The organism is Synechococcus sp. CCY9201, assembly GCF_034931105.1.
In the GTDB taxonomy this organism is placed as follows: domain Bacteria; phylum Cyanobacteriota; class Cyanobacteriia; order PCC-6307; family Cyanobiaceae; genus CBW1002.
Genome location: NZ_JAYGIC010000160.1, coordinates 17820 through 32771, shown reverse-complemented (window position 1 = coordinate 32771; position 14952 = coordinate 17820). Strand labels below are relative to the sequence as shown.

Here is a 14952-nt window from a genome sequence, read left to right as displayed (position 1 = left end):
CGGGCCCCGGGCCACAGTTCAAGCCGGGGTTCGCCCGCCGCCAGTCCCGCCTGCTGGGTGGGGCCGTGCTGCCCTGCCATACCGCCGCCGAACTGGCCCGCACAGCGACGCGCTGGCTGGACGACGCGGAGCTGAGGCAGCGGCTGGGAACCATGGGCCGCCGCCGTATGGGCCCCGCCGGGGGCAGCCAGCGACTGGCGAAGCTGATCACGCAGCACCTGCTGGCGTGAGCACCGGCCCTGACACCCCGCCGCTGCGGCGGATGATGAGCGGAGCCTCAGACTCTGCCCATGGTTGCCATCCCCGACCGTACCTACAACGCCGCCTGCGGCCGGCTGGCCAGCCGGCTGGGAGTGAGCCTCGCTTCAGCCCGGCGCAAGGTGGACGTGCGGGCCAGTCAGGAAGGCCTGCGGGACGTGGCCTCCAAAGTGGCGCTGGCCGAACGGATGCTGGAGGAGGTGATCGCCAGTGGAGTCGACAACGAGGCTCTGCTCTCCTCGCTGCTGGGGGCGGTGAGCAGTGAGGAGTACTTCCTCGATGAAGACTGAACCGGGAAGTGGACGGCCTTCCAGGACAACCGTCTGAGATCAGGCGGACGCTGGCTGCAGAACCGGCGGATCATCGGTTGCCACCGCTGGAGTGCTCGAACAGAAGCGGAAAACGGTTGCGATCCAGCTCGGCGAACACCGGCAGGCAAGCAAAGCACCGCAACGCCAGATCCCAGCGATCTTCCCGCTTCAGCATGGTCTCAAGCTGATCGCGCGCAGGCAGCAGATAGCGCACATCACCGGCGGCATAGGCCAGCTGGGCCTCACTCAGGTCTTCGACCCTGCCCCAGTCAGAGCTCTGGGCCTGCTTGTCGAGTTCCACCCCCACGAGCTCCTGCACCACATCCTTGAGACCGTGCTTGGGGCTATAGGTGCGGCCCAGGCGGCTGGCCACCTTGGTGCAGAAGATCGGATCCACCGCGATGGCGAGGTTCTCAGCCAGGGCCGCCACATCGAAGCGGGCGAAGTGGAACACCTTTTCGATCTCCGGGTTCTCCATCAGGGCCTGGAGTCGCGGCGCCGCGTCCTGGCCTCGGGCCAGGCGAATGCAGCAGACGTTGTCGTGGTCGTCGCAGATCTGCACCAGGCAGAGCCGGTCGCGGCCGTGAATCAGTCCCATCGCCTCCGTATCGACCGCCAGGGCCCGGGCTCCGGCGTAGAGCGCCTGCCACTCGGCATCGAGATCCCCGTCGAACACGGCGAAACGGGCGGGGGCGGAACCGGGGGCCGGGGCCATGGCAGCGACAGACGACTTCCCCCATGGTGATGGAGGGCCCTGCCCGGCGGAATCCACGGGCTGGCCACACCGTCCACAATGGAGAGCCTTCACACCGCGTCCGCCAGGCGGCACGCTCCCTTGCCCCGCCATGCCCACCCTGGGTTCCACCTTTCTGCTCACCCTGCTGCTGGCCATCGGGCTGGTGTTCTTCCTGCGGGCCGCCAGCAAAGACCGCACCACCGTGGTGGAGGTGCATTCGCCGCGGCCTCCGGTGGAAGTGTTGCAAGGCCTGAGTGACTGGCTCACGGCGCGGGGCTGGCAATCGGCTGGCGGCGATCCGGATCTCCGGCTGCTGCGCTTCCAGGGACAGGTGGGCTCCAGCACCGCCCTGGCGCTGCTGCTGTCGCTGCTGGGCGGCATCGGCGCCGCCTGCCTCGGCCTGGTGCTGCGCCAGTTGCTGCCCGTCCTGGGCTGGTGGCCACTGTTGCTGGCCCTGCTTGGCCCGGCGGCGGGGTTGGTCTACCGGCGCCGAGCCGAGCGGGCCGAGAGCGTCGAGTTGCGCCTGATCAATGAGGAATCGGCCAGCGGCAGCACCTTGCGCCTGCGCGCCCACCGCGACGAGCTGATCGCCCTGGAAGTGGAGCTGGGTGCGCAATTGGAGCTGGCCAGCGACGGCGCCCTGCTCAGTTCACCGATCTGATCTGGTCCCCCATCTGATCTGGTCGCCGATCTCAAGCCTGCGTTCAAAGACTCCATCCCCCGCAAACCATCACGGTTTCCCTTCTCCCCCTTTGCCCCCCATGCGGGTTCTGCGCCTCTCCCTGCTCACGGCCCTGCTGCTGGCGCCGCTGCTGAGCGCGGCCGGAGCCCGCACCCCCCTTCTGCCTGGCAGCGATCCCCTGACGGGCCCGCGCTCCAGCCTGGCCAAGGACTGGCAGGGGATCCGCCCCGTGACACCCTCCATCCCGATCCTGGTGTTGGCAGGCCATGCCGATTCTCAGGAGATGGACGGATCCGGTACCAGCGGCGCTGCCGTGGATCTGGGCGGCGCCGCACCGATGGATCCCAGCATGCGGGACGAGCTCTACTGGAACCTGCTCACCGCCAGGGCGGTGGTGGAGCTGGGCCGCCGCAGCGGCCTCAACATCGCCTTCTATGAGCCGCCGGCCCGCACGATCGCCGAGGCGGATGATCCGCGCACCAACTGGAGCGTGGGGCGGAACCACGTGGCCCAGGGCGGCTATGCCCTCGAGATCCACTACGACGCCTACGGGCCCGATGGTGTGGGGTCCGGGCTGATTCCACCGCTGAGACCCTGGAGCCGCTCGCGAGTGGATGAAAGCCTGGCCGCGGCCTTCGGCCCCTATCCCCTCGGCTATCGGGGCGGACTGGGGGCACCGCGGCGCGGCATCGCCATCCTCGAAATCGGCAAGCTGGAAGGTCCGCTGGAGGACAGCCTGCGGGATCCCCAGCGCCGCCAGGCCACGATCGAGGCGATCGCCGGCCGGGTGGTGGAGGCCCTCCGAGCCGGAGTGGCGAGCCCGTTCAGCCCACCGCCTGATGGGGTTGGCAGCGCTCCACCAGGGTCGAGTCCTCGAGCCAGTTCTGCGGCCTGGTGAACACCTCGGTGAGCAGCGCCTCGCGGCTGCCCGCCTCAGGCATGTAGCCATATTCCCAGCGCACCAGCGGCGGCAGGGACATCAGGATCGATTCGGTGCGGCCATTGGTCTGCAGCCCGAAGATCGTGCCCCGGTCGAAGACCAGATTGAATTCCACGTAGCGGCCGCGGCGATAGAGCTGGAAGTCGCGCTCCCTCTCGCCGTAGGGGGTGTCGTGGCGTTTCTCGGCGATCGGCACGTAACTGGGCAGGAAGGCATTGCCACAGGCGCTCGCCAGGGAAAACAGCTGCTCCCAGGTCTGGGGGAGCGGACCGATCGCCGTTGCGGCCGCCGCCGCCAGGCCGCCTGGATCCTGGCCCTTATAGAGCAGGCCACCGGGATCCTGATAGTCGTAGAAGATGCCGCCGACGCCGCGGGTCTCAGCCCGGTGGCGCAGGAAGAAATACTCGTCGCACCAGGGCTTGAACACCGTGTAGTAGGCCGGATTCACCGAATCGCAGGCGGTCTTGAGTGTCTGATGGAAGTGCTGGGCATCCTCCAGGAAGGGGTAATACGGGGTGAGGTCGGCACCGCCGCCGAACCACCACACCGGCCCCGCCTCGAAGTAGCGGTAGTTGAGGTGAACCGTGGGGATGTAGGGATTACGCGGATGCAGCACCATCGAGGTGCCGGTCGCGAACCAACGCTGGCCCGCTGCCTCGGGGCGCTGGCTGAGGATCGAAGGCGGCAGCTGGTCACCCTCCACCTCGGAGAAGTTGACGCCCCCCTGCTCGAACACCCGACCGTTCTTCATCACCCGCGAGCGGCCACCGCCGCCTTCGGGCCGCTCCCAGCTCTCTTCCTGAAAGCGGCCCTCGCCATCGAGCTGCTCCAGGCCGGCGCAGATCGAATCCTGCAGCCCCATCAGCAGGGCCTTGGCACGGGCACGGGAGTCGGCGGGGGGCATCTCCATGAAGGTGGGCACCGCTGGGGCTGGGAAGGTGGTTTCACCATTCCAGCCCGCCGGGTCCCCAGACAAGGCTTCGAGAGCGTCTGTCACGGGTTCGTGTGCTGGTTCACCAGGGGTGACGGACCCGGCCGGACAGCAGCCGCCATCGCCCTCCTTAGGATCCAGCCACCAGTGACCCGCCGGCATGGCCACCCCGGACCAGGCGCACGCCGCCCTCCAAGCCCTTCAGGATGCCGGCAGCGGCCGCGGCCTGATCGAGCTGGAGTGGATCCAGCAGGTGCGGCTGCAGGAACGGCGCGCCGTGTTCAGGCTGGCGCTGCCGGGGTATGCCAACGGTCAGCGGGAGCGGATCGTCGCCGAAGCCCGTGCCGCCCTGCTGGCCCTCGACGGGATCGACGACGTGCAGATCGAACTGGCCCAGCCGGTGCAGCAGGGCGCCCCGATCGGCGGCGCCGGCCATGGGCCGGGCCAGCTGCCTGAGCGGCAGTCCATCCCCGGCGTGCGCCAGGTGATCGCCGTCAGCAGCGGCAAGGGGGGCGTGGGCAAGAGCACCGTGGCCGTGAACCTGGCCTGCGCCCTGGCCCGCCGAGGCCTGCGGGTGGGCCTGCTGGATGCGGACATCTACGGCCCCAACGCCCCCACCATGCTCGGCGTGGCCGACCGCACCCCCGAGGTGCGCGGCAGCGGCGACAGCCAGATTCTGGTGCCGATCGAGAGCTGTGGCATCGGCATGGTGTCGATGGGCCTGCTGATTCAGGAGAATCAGCCGGTGATCTGGCGGGGGCCGATGCTCAACGGCATCATCCGCCAGTTCCTCTATCAGGCCGACTGGGGCGAACGCGACGTTCTGGTGGTGGACCTGCCCCCCGGCACCGGAGATGCCCAGTTGAGCCTGGCCCAGGCCGTGCCGATGGCCGGGGTGGTGATTGTCACCACGCCCCAGCAGGTGTCGCTGCAGGATGCCCGCCGCGGCCTGGCGATGTTCCTGCAGATGGGCGTGACCGTGCTCGGCGTGGTGGAGAACATGAGTGCCTTCATCCCCCCCGATGCGCCGGACAAGCACTACGCCCTGTTCGGCAGCGGTGGCGGCCAGCGCCTCGCCGATGAAGCCGGTGTGCCCCTGCTGGCGGAACTGCCCCTGGAAATGAGCGTGCGCGAGGGCGGTGACAGCGGCCTGCCTGTTGTGATCAGCGCCCCTGAATCGGCGACGGCCCAGGCCTTCATGGCCCTGGCCGATCGGATGATGGCGCTCACTCCGGCGGCGGCCTGATCCATGGTCAGCGCCCTGGCCCGCTCCAGCGCGGCGGGCCGCCGCGGCCTGTTCTCGAAGCGGCGGGCCTGGCGCCGTCGCCCCCTGCAGGACGTGGACCTGATCCTCTGGGGTATTCCCCTGGCGATGACCCTGGTGTCGGGAATTCTGATCGCCAGCACCCAGCGCCAGGCCGCCTACGCCGAGTGGTATCAGCACTGGATCACAGCAGCGGTGGGAATGGGTCTGGCCCTCCTGCTCGCCCGGGTTCCGCTGAGGCGCCTGCAAAGCCTGCAGTGGCCGATCTACGGCCTCACCGTGGCCAGCCTGATCGCCGTTCGCGTGATCGGCACCTCCGCCCTGGGGGCCCAGAGCTGGATCAACATCGGTGGCTTCTACGTTCAACCCTCTGAATTCGCCAAGCTGGCGGCGATCCTGCTGCTGGCCGGCGTGCTGTCGCGCTACCCGGTGGAGCGGCCGGTCGATCTGCTGCGCCCGACGATGGTGATCGGCCTGCCCTGGATTCTGGTGTTCATCCAGCCGGACCTGGGCACCTCGCTGGTGTTCGGTGCCGTGCTGCTCACCATGCTGTTCTGGGCCGGCATGCCCCTGGCCTGGGTGCTGCTGCTGCTCTCCCCTCTGTTCACAGCCATCCTGTCGGGCACCCTGCCCTGGGCCCTGACCGGCTGGATCCCGCTGATGGGGGTGATCGCCTGGCGCTCCCTGCCCTGGAAGCGGCTGGCCCTCACGGTGGTGCTGGCCGTGCAGGGCCTGTTTGCCGTTGCCACCCCATGGCTGTGGAGCCACGGCCTCAAGCCCCACCAACAGGATCGGTTGGTGATGTTCCTCGACCCGTCCAAGGATCCTCTCGGCGGCGGCTATCACCTGCTTCAGAGCAAGGTGGGCATTGGCTCCGGTGGACTCTGGGGCACCGGATTGATGCAGGGCAACCTCACCAAGCTGCGCTTCATCCCTGAACAGCACACCGATTTCATCTTCAGCGCCCTGGGCGAGGAGACCGGTTTTCTGGGATCCATGCTTGTAGTGGCGGGCTTTGCCCTGCTCATGTGGCGGTTGCTGCAGATCGCCGGCAAAGCCACCAGTGATTTCGAATCCCTTGTGGTGGTGGGAGTCGGGGCGATGCTGATGTTCCAGGTGGTGGTGAACATCAACATGACCATCGGCCTCGGACCGATCACCGGCATTCCCCTGCCGTGGCTGAGTTACGGGCGATTCGCCATGTTGGTGAACTTCATGGCCCTCGGCCTGTGCGCCTCGGTGAACCGCCAGTCCCGTGCCAGCCGCGGGCGCTGGTGATGGAGCACGGCTCCACGACATTGTCGGCATTACGCCAGAGCCTGTCCGCCGCCGTACCGGCGGGCCACAGCGACGAAGACGGTGTGCGCCGCCAGTGGTGGGCGGCCCTGGCCACCCTTCAGGAGGATTTCCTGCTGCCGCAGCTCCCGTTGCGGGGCCTCTGGCTGGCGGCACCCCTGCCCGCCCTCTACGAGCCGGAGCTGCTGCTCCACCTCAAGGGCTGGGTGTGGGCACCGGACAGCCTCGAGCGGCTGCGGGGCTCCGTCGCTCCCCTGCTGCCCGGCGCCGCCGGGTCAAGGGGCACGCCAGCGCCTGGACAACTTCCCGGGTTCGAGCGGCTGCAGCTCAGCGACGACGACGGCAGCGATCCCCTGCTGTTGCTGATCACGCCACGCCTGCAGGTGGCCCTCTGCCTGGATGGTCCGCCCCGGGAGCGGCGACTGGTGGCCCGCTTCGATCCAGCCGGCCTTTCGGCCGCCCTGTCGCTGCTGGATCGGCGCCTGCAGCAGCAGCGCCCCAGCGCCGCCGCAGAGCTGCGCCGCGCCCTGCGGGAACTGGGCCCCCTGGCCAATGCCGAAGATGTCGCCCTGCAGTTCTGGCCGAGGATGGCGGAGCGGCTTGGAACGATCGCCCCCAGCCTCACCCTGCAGCCGCTGGTGCATGGCGGCAACCGGGCCGAGACCCCACGGGCGGTGAGCAGCGAACTGGCCCTGCTGGAGGCGCTCACCCATGAGGTGCGGACCCCCCTGGCCACGATCCGGACCCTGATCCGCTCGCTGCTGCGCCGCAGCGATCTCTCCGCCGTGGTGCGCGAGCGCCTCGAACAGATCGACGGCGAATGCAACGAGCAGATCGATCGCTTCGGCCTGATCTTTCATGCCGCTGAGCTGCAGCGCCAGCCCGAGAGCGACGAGACCGGCCATGGCGAACGGGAACGGCTGGCCCGCACCGATCTGAGTGCGCTGCTGCGCCAGCTGGAACCTCTGTGGCAGCGCCAGCTGGAACGGCGCGGCCTGCAGTTCGAGCTGCAGGTGGCCGACGAGCTGCCACCGGTGCTGAGCGATCCGAGCCGGCTGGAAACGATGCTGGGCGGCCTGGTGGACCGCTTCAGCCGCGGCCTCAGCGGCGGCAGCCGCGTGCGCCTCAGCCTCCAACCTGCCGGCAATCGGCTCAAGTTGCAGATCTGCAGCGAAGGAACCCGCCCCCAGCGCCCCGAAGACCATCGACGGGTGGGACCCGTGCTGAGCTGGGACCCCGAAACCGGCAGCCTGCAGCTCAGCCGGCAGGCCACCCAGCGGCTGTTCCATCGGCTGGGCGGACGGCTGGCGGAGCGCTCCGGCAGCGATATCACGGTCTTCTTCCCCGTCTGCTGAACGGGCGGGTCTCGGGCGCCCTGGCGATCGGACGGTTTGTTGACGGGTGTGAAGACTGCCGAGAGGGTGGCGGAACCTCGAAAATCACGGTGCTAGCTTCCGCCTGAAACGGTCTGCCGACTCCCCATCCAGGAACAGCTATGACAGCAACGGCGCTGAGCGGTCAACTCCCGAAGTACATCGGCAGCACCGGCGGCCTCCTGAACTCCGCCGAGACCGAAGAGAAATACGCGATCACCTGGACCAGCAGCAAGGCCCAGGCCTTTGAGCTGCCCACCGGTGGTGCAGCTGAGATGAACGAAGGCGAAAACGTGATGTATTTCGCCCGCAAGGAGCAGTGCCTGGCCCTGGGCACCCAACTGCGCACCAAGTTCAAGCCTAGAATCGAAGATTACAAGATCTACCGCATCTTTCCAGGCGGTGACACCGAATATCTGCACCCCAAAGATGGTGTCTTCCCCGAGAAGGTGAATGAGGGGCGCTCGATGGTGGGTCACACCCCCCGTCGCATCGGCGACAACCCCAATCCCTCGGCTCTCAAGTTCAGCGGTAAGAACACCTTCGACGCCTGAGCCGTACTGGCCAAGACCTATAACAGCGGGGCTAGGCGCCCCGTTTTTTTTGCCCGCCTGCCGCTGCAATGGTCCCTTCCGAGCGCCCCAGCCAGCGCACCACCGGTCTCGACGGGGATGTCCTGGACGGAGGGTGGTTCGATGAGGCCTTCCACGCCCAGGCGGCGGCAGGCCTCAGCTTCCTGCCGCTGTGGAAACGCTGGCCCGCCGACCTGGAGACGCCCCTCACCACCTGGCTGAAGGTGGGCCAGGCCAGCCACCATGGGGTGCTGCTGGAGTCGGTCGAAGGGGGCGAACGCCTGGGGCGCTGGAGCTTTGTGGTGAGCGATCCGCTCTGGACGCTGACGGTGCGCGGCGAAGAGGGGGAGCGCTGCTGGCGCGACGGTCGGCGCGAAAGCCTGCACGGCAATCCCTTCACGCAGCTGCGCCAGGCCCTGGAGCCGGTCTGCCCGGCACCGGTGCCGGGCCTGCCGCCGGTGGGGCAACTGTTCGGCTTCTGGGGCTATGAGCTGATCCATTGGATCGAGCCCACCGTCCCGATCCATCCCACCGACCCCCTGGGGCCACCGGATGGCTGCTGGATGCTGGCCGACAGCCTGCTGGTGTTCGACCAGGTGAAACGCCAGATCACGGCGGTGTCCTACGCCGATCTCAGCGGTGGCGCCGATCCGGCCCAGGCCTGGCAGGAGGCGTTCGCACGGATCGAAGCCCTGGAGGCCCGCATGCAGGCTCCCCTGCCCTCCGGCCTGACGACCCTGGCCTGGAACGATCGCGCCGAACTGGCCGAGCCACCCAGCAGCAACCGCAGCCAGGCCGACTTCGAGGATGCCGTGCGTCAGGCCCGCGCCCACATCGCCGCCGGCGACGTCTTTCAGCTGGTGCTGAGCCAACGCCTCGAAAGCCACGTCATGCGGGACCCGTTTGACCTCTACCGCAGCCTGCGGATGGTCAACCCCTCGCCGTACATGGCCTTCTTCAACTTCGGCGGCTGGTACCTGATCGGTTCCAGTCCAGAAGTGATGGTGAAGGCGGAACCTGCCAGCGATGGCAGTGGCGCCATCAAGGCCTCCCTGCGGCCGATCGCCGGCACCCGTCACCGCGGTGACAATGACACCGAGGACAGGGCCCTGGAGGCTGAGCTGCTGGCCGATCCGAAGGAGCGGGCCGAGCACGTGATGCTGGTGGACCTGGGCCGCAATGATCTGGGCCGGGTCTGCAGGCCAGGCACGGTCAAGGTCACCGATCTGATGGTGATCGAGCGCTATTCCCACGTGATGCACATCGTCAGCCAGGTGGAGGGTCTGCTGACGGCGGATCGGGACGTCTGGGATCTGCTGATGGCCTCCTTTCCGGCTGGCACCGTCAGCGGTGCCCCCAAGATCCGGGCCATGCAGCTGATCCATGCGCTGGAACCCAACGCCCGCGGGCCCTACTCGGGGGTGTATGGCGCGGTGGATCTGGCAGGGGCCCTGAACACGGCCATCACAATCCGAACGATGGTGGTGCTCCCCGCCGCCGACGGCGGCTGGCGGGTACAGGTGCAGGCCGGCGCCGGACTGGTCGCCGATTCCCAGCCCACCGCCGAATACCAGGAAACCCTCAACAAGGCGCGCGGCATGCTCAAGGCCCTGGCCTGTGTGCAGACTCCAGCGCGGCACCCGTTCGGTGATGGGGTCCGGGCATGAGCCGCCCTCTGCTGCCGAAGGGATTTGAAGTGGAACTGTTCACCGGCCGGGCCGACGGCACGGTGGTGGGCTGCTCCTCCGAAGTGGCTCGCCGGTTCCCCGATTTCGTGACCGAGCCGGATCGTCGCAACCTTGAGTACACCACCCCGCCGGAGGCCAGTTACCAGCGCCAGCTGGAGCTGTTGCTGGAACCGCGGCAACGGCTGCGGCCCTGGCTGACGGAGCGGCAGCTCACCCTGCTGCCGGGCAGCACCCTGAGCCTGGGGGACAGCCGTCATTTCGAGCGGTCGGATCCGGACAACCCCTATCACGGGTACATCGAGTCCACGTACGGCACCTTGGTGGTCACCGCCAGCGTGCACATCAACCTGGGCCTCAGCGACATGCCGGCCCTGTTCGCCGGGTTGCGGCTGCTGCGCTGTGAGGCAGCCCTGCTGCTGGCCCTGAGCGCCAGCTCCCCGTTTCTCGATGGCGCGGTGATGGGCGCCCACTCGCAACGCTGGCTGCAATTCCCGCTCACTCCTGCGCAGGTGCCGCTGTTTCGCGATCACGCCCACTATGTGGAGTGGATGGCGGAGCAGCTGGCAGCTGGATCGATGCAGAACGTGCGCCACCTCTGGACCTCGGTGCGGCCCAACGGGGACGCCAGGCCCCACCAGCTCAACCGGATCGAGATCCGCATCTGCGATCTGATCACCGATCCGCTGCTGCTGCTGGCGGTGACCGCCTTCGCCGAACTGCGCCTGCACCAGCAGCTGGCAGACCCGGCAGCCCACGATCCCCTGCGGGCCAGCCCTCTGGACGCCCAGGCCCTGGCCCAGCTGGCCGATGCCAATGATCAGTCCGCAGCCCGCTCCAGCCTGCTGGCCCCCCTGACCCACTGGCGCACGGGCCGCACGATCATGGCGGCCGACTGGATCCGCGAGAGCCTGGAGACGATGGCCCCGTTGGCGAACGACCTCGGGCTCACCAGCGTGCTGGCCCCGGTGCAGCGGGTGATCGACCAGGGCAATCAGGCGATGCGCTGGGTGGAGCGGCAGCGATCGGGCAGCACCATCGCAGAGATCATCGCCAGCGAGGCCCAGGTGATGGAACAGCAGGAGGTCCGGGGCGCGGAGCCCAACGAGACAGACAGCACCCCCCCTTTGGGATGATCATGACCCGTTCCGCCATGCCGTTCATCCCGATGCGGGAGTCGCTTGCCACCAGCACCGAGCCCAAGCCTCTGGTGAGCCAGCTGCTCGGCGAACGACTGGAGCTGGTGGAGGACCTGTGGGAAACGGTGCTCCGCAGCGAATGTCCACCGGAGCAGGCAGATCGGCTGGTGCAGCTGAAACAGCTCAGTGCCACCGATCCTCTCGAAGGCGGCGCCACAATCCTGCCGAACGCCACCTCGACCGACGCGATCGTGCAGCTGATCCGCAGCATGGATCTCTCCGAGGCGATCGCGGCCGCGAGAGCCTTCTCGCTGTACTTCCAGCTGGTGAACATCCTCGAGCAGCACATCGAGGAAGACAGTTATCTCGAGAGCCTCAAGCTTCAGCCCGAACCGCCCAGCACCGATCCGTTTCTGCCGCCTCTGGCCAGCCAGACCGAACCGGCCACCTTCCGGGAGCTGTTCCAACGCCTGCGCAACCTCAACGTTCCGCCGGCCCAGATCGAGAACCTGCTGCGGGAGCTGGATATTCGCCTGGTGTTCACGGCCCACCCCACCGAGATCGTGCGCCACACCGTGCGCCATAAGCAGCGGAAGGTCGCGGCCTTGATCCAGCAACTGCAGCGCAGCAGCCTGGCCAACATCGAAGATGACCAGCGCATCCGCCTGCAGCTGGAAGAAGAGATCCGGCTGTGGTGGCGTACCGACGAACTGCACCAGTTCAAACCCTCGGTTCTCGATGAGGTGGATTACGCCCTGCATTACTTCCAGCAGGTGCTGTTCGATGCCATGCCCCAGCTGCGCCAGCGCCTGCGGACGGCCCTGAGCGGCAGCTACCCCGACGTGCTTTCGCCCCGCGATGCCTTCTGCAGCTTCGGCTCCTGGGTGGGCTCCGATCGGGACGGCAATCCTTCGGTGACACCGGAGATCACCTGGCGCACAGCCTGTTATCAGCGTCAGCTGATGCTGGAGCGCTATATCCACTCCGTGGGCAAGCTGCGCGATCAGCTGAGCATTTCGATGCAGTGGAGTCAGGTGAGCCCAGCCCTGCTGGAATCCCTGGAAATGGATCGGCTGCGTTTCCCGGAGATCTATGAGGAGCGGGCGGCACGCTACCGGCTGGAGCCCTACCGACTGAAGCTGAGCTACACGCTGGAGCGGCTCCAGCTCACCCGTCAGCGCAACCAGCAGCTGGTGGATGCCGGCTGGGAATCCCCCTGTGACGGCCACTCGGGCCTGCCGTCGGCCTTTATCGGTGATGGCAGCGGGGTCGGCAACCTCGCCTCCCCGCCGCCACCGGAACTGCACTACGGCTCGGTCGACGAATTCCGGGCTGACCTTGAACTGGTGCGCGACAGCCTCGAGAGCACCGGACTGGGTTGCGAAGCCCTGGAGAGCCTGCTCAGCCAGGTGCACATCTTCGCCTTCTGCCTGGCCAGCCTGGACATCCGCCAGGAGAGCACCCGTCACAGCGATGCGCTCGACGAGGTCAGCCGCTATCTGCAGCTGCCCGTGCCCTACGGCGAGATGGATGAGGAGCAGCGGGTGAGCTGGCTGCTGACCGAACTCAAGACCCGTCGGCCGCTGGTTTCTCCGGCGGTGCGCTGGAGCGATGCCACCCACGAGACTCTGGCGGTCTTCCGGATGCTGCAGCGCCTGCAGCAGGAATTCGGCGCCCGCATCTGTCGCACCTACGTGATCTCGATGAGCCACACGGTGTCGGATCTGCTGGAGGTGCTGCTGCTGGCCAAGGAAGCGGGCCTGGTGGATCCGCTGGCGCCCCACTCTTCGCTGCTGGTGGTGCCCCTGTTCGAAACGGTGGAAGACCTGCAGCGGGCTCCGGCGGTGATGGAGCGCCTGTTCTGCGAACCCTTCTACCGGGCCCTGATCGCCTCGGGGGAAGAGGGCGGCCCACCGCTTCAGGAAGTGATGCTGGGCTATTCCGACAGCAACAAGGATTCCGGTTTCCTGTCCAGCAACTGGGAAATCCACAAGGCCCAGATCGCCCTGGAAGAGCTGGCCAGCCAGCACGGGGTGGCGCTGCGCCTGTTCCACGGCCGCGGTGGATCGGTGGGTCGCGGTGGCGGACCGGCCTATCAGGCGATCCTGGCCCAGCCCAGTGGCACCTTGAAGGGCCGGATCAAGATCACCGAACAGGGGGAAGTGCTCGCCTCCAAGTACTCGCTGCCGGAGCTGGCCCTCTACAACCTCGAAACCATGACCACGGCTGTGCTGCAGAACAGCCTGGTCAGTGCACCGGTGGATGACACCCCCAGCTGGAATGAGCTGATGGCGCGGCTCGCCGCCCGCTCCCGCGATCACTACCGCGCCCTGGTTCACGACAACCCCGATCTGGTGGCCTTCTTCCAGCAGGTCACCCCGATCGAGGAAATCAGCAAGCTGCAGATCTCCAGCCGGCCGGCCCGGCGCAAGAGCGGTGCCAAGGACCTCTCCAGCCTGCGGGCCATTCCCTGGGTGTTCGGCTGGACCCAGAGCCGCTTCCTGCTGCCCAGCTGGTTCGGCGTGGGTGCAGCCCTGGAGGAGGAGTTGCACCGGGATCCCGGCCAACTGGAACTGCTGCGGCTGCTGCACCAGCGCTGGCCGTTCTTCCGCATGCTGATCTCCAAGGTGGAGATGACCCTCTCCAAGGTGGACATCGATCTCGCCCACCACTACGTGCAGGCCCTGGGGCGGGAGGAAAACCGCGACGCCTTCGAGCGCATCTTCCAGACGATCGCCGCCGAGTTTCAGCGCACCCGTGACCTGGTGCTGCGCATCGCCGGGCAGGAGCGCCTGCTCGACAGTGATCCGGCCCTGCAGCTGTCGGTGGATCTGCGCAATCGCACGATCGTGCCGCTCGGATACCTGCAGGTGGCCCTGCTGCGGCGCCTGCGGGATCAGAATCGTCAACCACCGATGAGCGAAGCCACGGCCGCCGGCCAGGACGGGCGGACCTACAGCCGCAGCGAGCTGCTGCGCGGCGCCCTGCTCACGATCAACGGCATTGCCGCCGGCATGCGCAACACCGGTTGACCGTGCTGGACTCCCTGTTGATTCCGTTCCGCAGTCAACCCGCCGCACCCCGGCTTCGGGAGGGCTACCGCCTGCTGCAGGATCCGATCCCCTCGCCGGAAGAACTGAATCGGTTGATGGGCGCCTGCGGCGAGCAGCCCCGGGCCAGCCAACGCTGGCTGCAGGCGATCGAACGCAGCGCCTGGCACCTGGCTGTGCGCGGACCCGATGGACGGTTGGTGGGATTCGTGCGCTCCACCAGTGATCAGGCCCTCAATGCCAATCTCTGGGATCTGCTGGCCGATCCCCAGGACCCCGACCCGACCGAGATCCTGGCGGCGCTGCTGCATGGGGCCCTGACGCGCCTGCGGCGGGAACTGGGCGGCTGCAGCGTGTCCCTGTCCGCCCCTCCTGAGGCGATCCTGCCGCTGGAAGCGCTGGGGTTTCTGGTCGATCCCGGCGGGATCCGCGCCATGGGCCTGTCGCTGGGCTCTCCCGGGGGAAACCGCTGAGTTGAAGGCCAGAGGCGCGACAGGCCGTATTCGCTGCAGGGCGGAATCGGACCAACGGGGCGGGCATGCCATGAAAAAGCCCTGCCGTTCAGATCGGCAGGGCTGAGATCGTCAAGGCTGACCACGAGCATGGAGGGACTCGAACCCCCGACCCTCAGAACCGGAATCTGATGCTCTATCCAACTGAGCTACATGCCCCTGCGGTGAGGCGCCTGCGTCGAGCCGAAGCTGACGGCCGGACC

The 14952-nt window shown here is 67.7% G+C and carries 13 protein-coding genes, 1 tRNA gene and 1 pseudogene; 12 read left to right on the top strand and 3 right to left on the bottom strand.

The genetic code is table 11. From position 1 onward, the window contains the following. Together VB716_RS15760 and VB716_RS15755 are read left to right on the top strand one after the other, a co-directional pair. A pseudogene (locus tag VB716_RS15760) lies at window positions 1–230 on the top strand (sugar synthetase); the annotation flags it as partial. A gap of 60 nt (window positions 231–290) precedes the next feature. Continuing rightward, on the top strand, window positions 291–548 hold the full coding sequence (locus VB716_RS15755; RefSeq protein ID WP_197156991.1) for a hypothetical protein: 258 nt from the start codon (window positions 291–293) through the stop codon (window positions 546–548). Window positions 549–618: 70 nt separating this feature from the next. Here VB716_RS15755 and VB716_RS15750 read toward each other — a convergent pair whose 3' ends face one another. Continuing rightward, on the bottom strand, window positions 619–1284 hold the full coding sequence (locus VB716_RS15750) for a ribonuclease D (protein WP_323270967.1): 666 nt from the start codon (window positions 1282–1284) through the stop codon (window positions 619–621). 130 nt (window positions 1285–1414) lie between these two features. Between VB716_RS15750 and VB716_RS15745 the strand changes: the two genes are divergently transcribed. Further along, window positions 1415–1966 (top strand): cofactor assembly of complex C subunit B, encoded by a 552-nt coding sequence (locus VB716_RS15745; RefSeq protein WP_197171753.1) that lies wholly within the window; start codon window positions 1415–1417, stop codon window positions 1964–1966. Window positions 1967–2066: 100 nt separating this feature from the next. After that, on the top strand, window positions 2067–2885 hold the full coding sequence (locus tag VB716_RS15740; protein ID WP_322757686.1) for a hypothetical protein: 819 nt from the start codon (window positions 2067–2069) through the stop codon (window positions 2883–2885). Here VB716_RS15740 and hemF read toward each other — a convergent pair. Further along, window positions 2812–3837 carry an oxygen-dependent coproporphyrinogen oxidase gene (gene hemF / locus VB716_RS15735; protein ID WP_322758882.1) on the bottom strand — a complete coding sequence of 342 codons (1026 nt, stop codon included), beginning with the start codon at window positions 3835–3837 and terminating at the stop codon, window positions 2812–2814. The genes VB716_RS15740 and hemF overlap by 74 nt on opposite strands. 181 nt (window positions 3838–4018) lie before the next feature. Here hemF and VB716_RS15730 point away from each other — a divergent pair, with 181 nt between their 5' ends. From VB716_RS15730 to VB716_RS15695, 8 genes are all read left to right on the top strand, one after another. After that, window positions 4019–5104: an Mrp/NBP35 family ATP-binding protein gene (locus VB716_RS15730; protein ID WP_197171749.1), complete on the top strand. Its 1086-nt coding sequence runs from the start codon at window positions 4019–4021 to the stop codon at window positions 5102–5104. A 3-nt stretch (window positions 5105–5107) separates the two neighbouring features. Further along, window positions 5108–6400, top strand: coding sequence for a rod shape-determining protein RodA (gene rodA / locus VB716_RS15725; protein WP_197156995.1), 1293 nt, complete (start codon window positions 5108–5110; stop codon window positions 6398–6400). Further along, complete coding sequence (locus tag VB716_RS15720) at window positions 6400–7773, top strand: sensor histidine kinase (protein ID WP_322757688.1); 1374 nt, start codon at window positions 6400–6402, stop codon at window positions 7771–7773. The genes rodA and VB716_RS15720 overlap by 1 nt, the downstream gene beginning before the upstream one ends. Window positions 7774–7913: 140 nt before the next feature. After that, entirely contained in the window at window positions 7914–8345 is a 432-nt protein-coding gene (locus VB716_RS15715; protein ID WP_197156998.1) for a photosystem I reaction center subunit II PsaD, read from the top strand. 68 nt (window positions 8346–8413) lie between these two features. Continuing rightward, window positions 8414–10030, top strand: coding sequence for an anthranilate synthase component I family protein (locus VB716_RS15710; RefSeq protein ID WP_197157000.1), 1617 nt, complete (start codon window positions 8414–8416; stop codon window positions 10028–10030). Then, a complete protein-coding gene (gshA, locus tag VB716_RS15705; RefSeq protein ID WP_323270966.1) occupies window positions 10027–11184 on the top strand; it encodes a glutamate--cysteine ligase in 1158 nt (385 codons plus the stop codon). The genes VB716_RS15710 and gshA overlap by 4 nt, the downstream gene beginning before the upstream one ends. Further along, on the top strand, window positions 11181–14219 hold the full coding sequence (ppc, locus tag VB716_RS15700; protein ID WP_416223850.1) for a phosphoenolpyruvate carboxylase: 3039 nt from the start codon (window positions 11181–11183) through the stop codon (window positions 14217–14219). Before gshA ends, ppc begins: the two co-directional genes overlap by 4 nt. Window positions 14220–14221: 2 nt before the next feature. Further along, a complete protein-coding gene (locus tag VB716_RS15695; protein WP_231598257.1) occupies window positions 14222–14710 on the top strand; it encodes an N-acetyltransferase in 489 nt (162 codons plus the stop codon). 124 nt (window positions 14711–14834) lie between these two features. Here the strand turns inward: VB716_RS15695 and VB716_RS15690 are convergent. Next, a tRNA-Arg gene (locus VB716_RS15690) sits at window positions 14835–14908 on the bottom strand. Between the last annotated feature and the right edge of the window lie 44 nt (window positions 14909–14952).

Bases quoted from the DNA above. Each gene is read 5' to 3' on its own strand.
- VB716_RS15755 (WP_197156991.1), top strand. From the start codon at position 291: ATGGTTGCCATCCCCGACCGTACCTACAACGCCGCCTGCGGCCGGCTG.
- VB716_RS15750 (WP_323270967.1), bottom strand. From the start codon at position 1,284: ATGGCCCCGGCCCCCGGTTCCGCCCCCGCCCGTTTCGCCGTGTTCGAC.
- VB716_RS15745 (WP_197171753.1), top strand. From the start codon at position 1,415: ATGCCCACCCTGGGTTCCACCTTTCTGCTCACCCTGCTGCTGGCCATC.
- VB716_RS15740 (WP_322757686.1), top strand. From the start codon at position 2,067: ATGCGGGTTCTGCGCCTCTCCCTGCTCACGGCCCTGCTGCTGGCGCCG.
- hemF (WP_322758882.1), bottom strand. From the start codon at position 3,837: ATGGAGATGCCCCCCGCCGACTCCCGTGCCCGTGCCAAGGCCCTGCTG.
- VB716_RS15730 (WP_197171749.1), top strand. From the start codon at position 4,019: ATGGCCACCCCGGACCAGGCGCACGCCGCCCTCCAAGCCCTTCAGGAT.
- rodA (WP_197156995.1), top strand. From the start codon at position 5,108: ATGGTCAGCGCCCTGGCCCGCTCCAGCGCGGCGGGCCGCCGCGGCCTG.
- VB716_RS15720 (WP_322757688.1), top strand. From the start codon at position 6,400: ATGGAGCACGGCTCCACGACATTGTCGGCATTACGCCAGAGCCTGTCC.
- VB716_RS15715 (WP_197156998.1), top strand. From the start codon at position 7,914: ATGACAGCAACGGCGCTGAGCGGTCAACTCCCGAAGTACATCGGCAGC.
- VB716_RS15710 (WP_197157000.1), top strand. From the start codon at position 8,414: ATGGTCCCTTCCGAGCGCCCCAGCCAGCGCACCACCGGTCTCGACGGG.
- gshA (WP_323270966.1), top strand. From the start codon at position 10,027: ATGAGCCGCCCTCTGCTGCCGAAGGGATTTGAAGTGGAACTGTTCACC.
- ppc (WP_416223850.1), top strand. From the start codon at position 11,181: ATGATCATGACCCGTTCCGCCATGCCGTTCATCCCGATGCGGGAGTCG.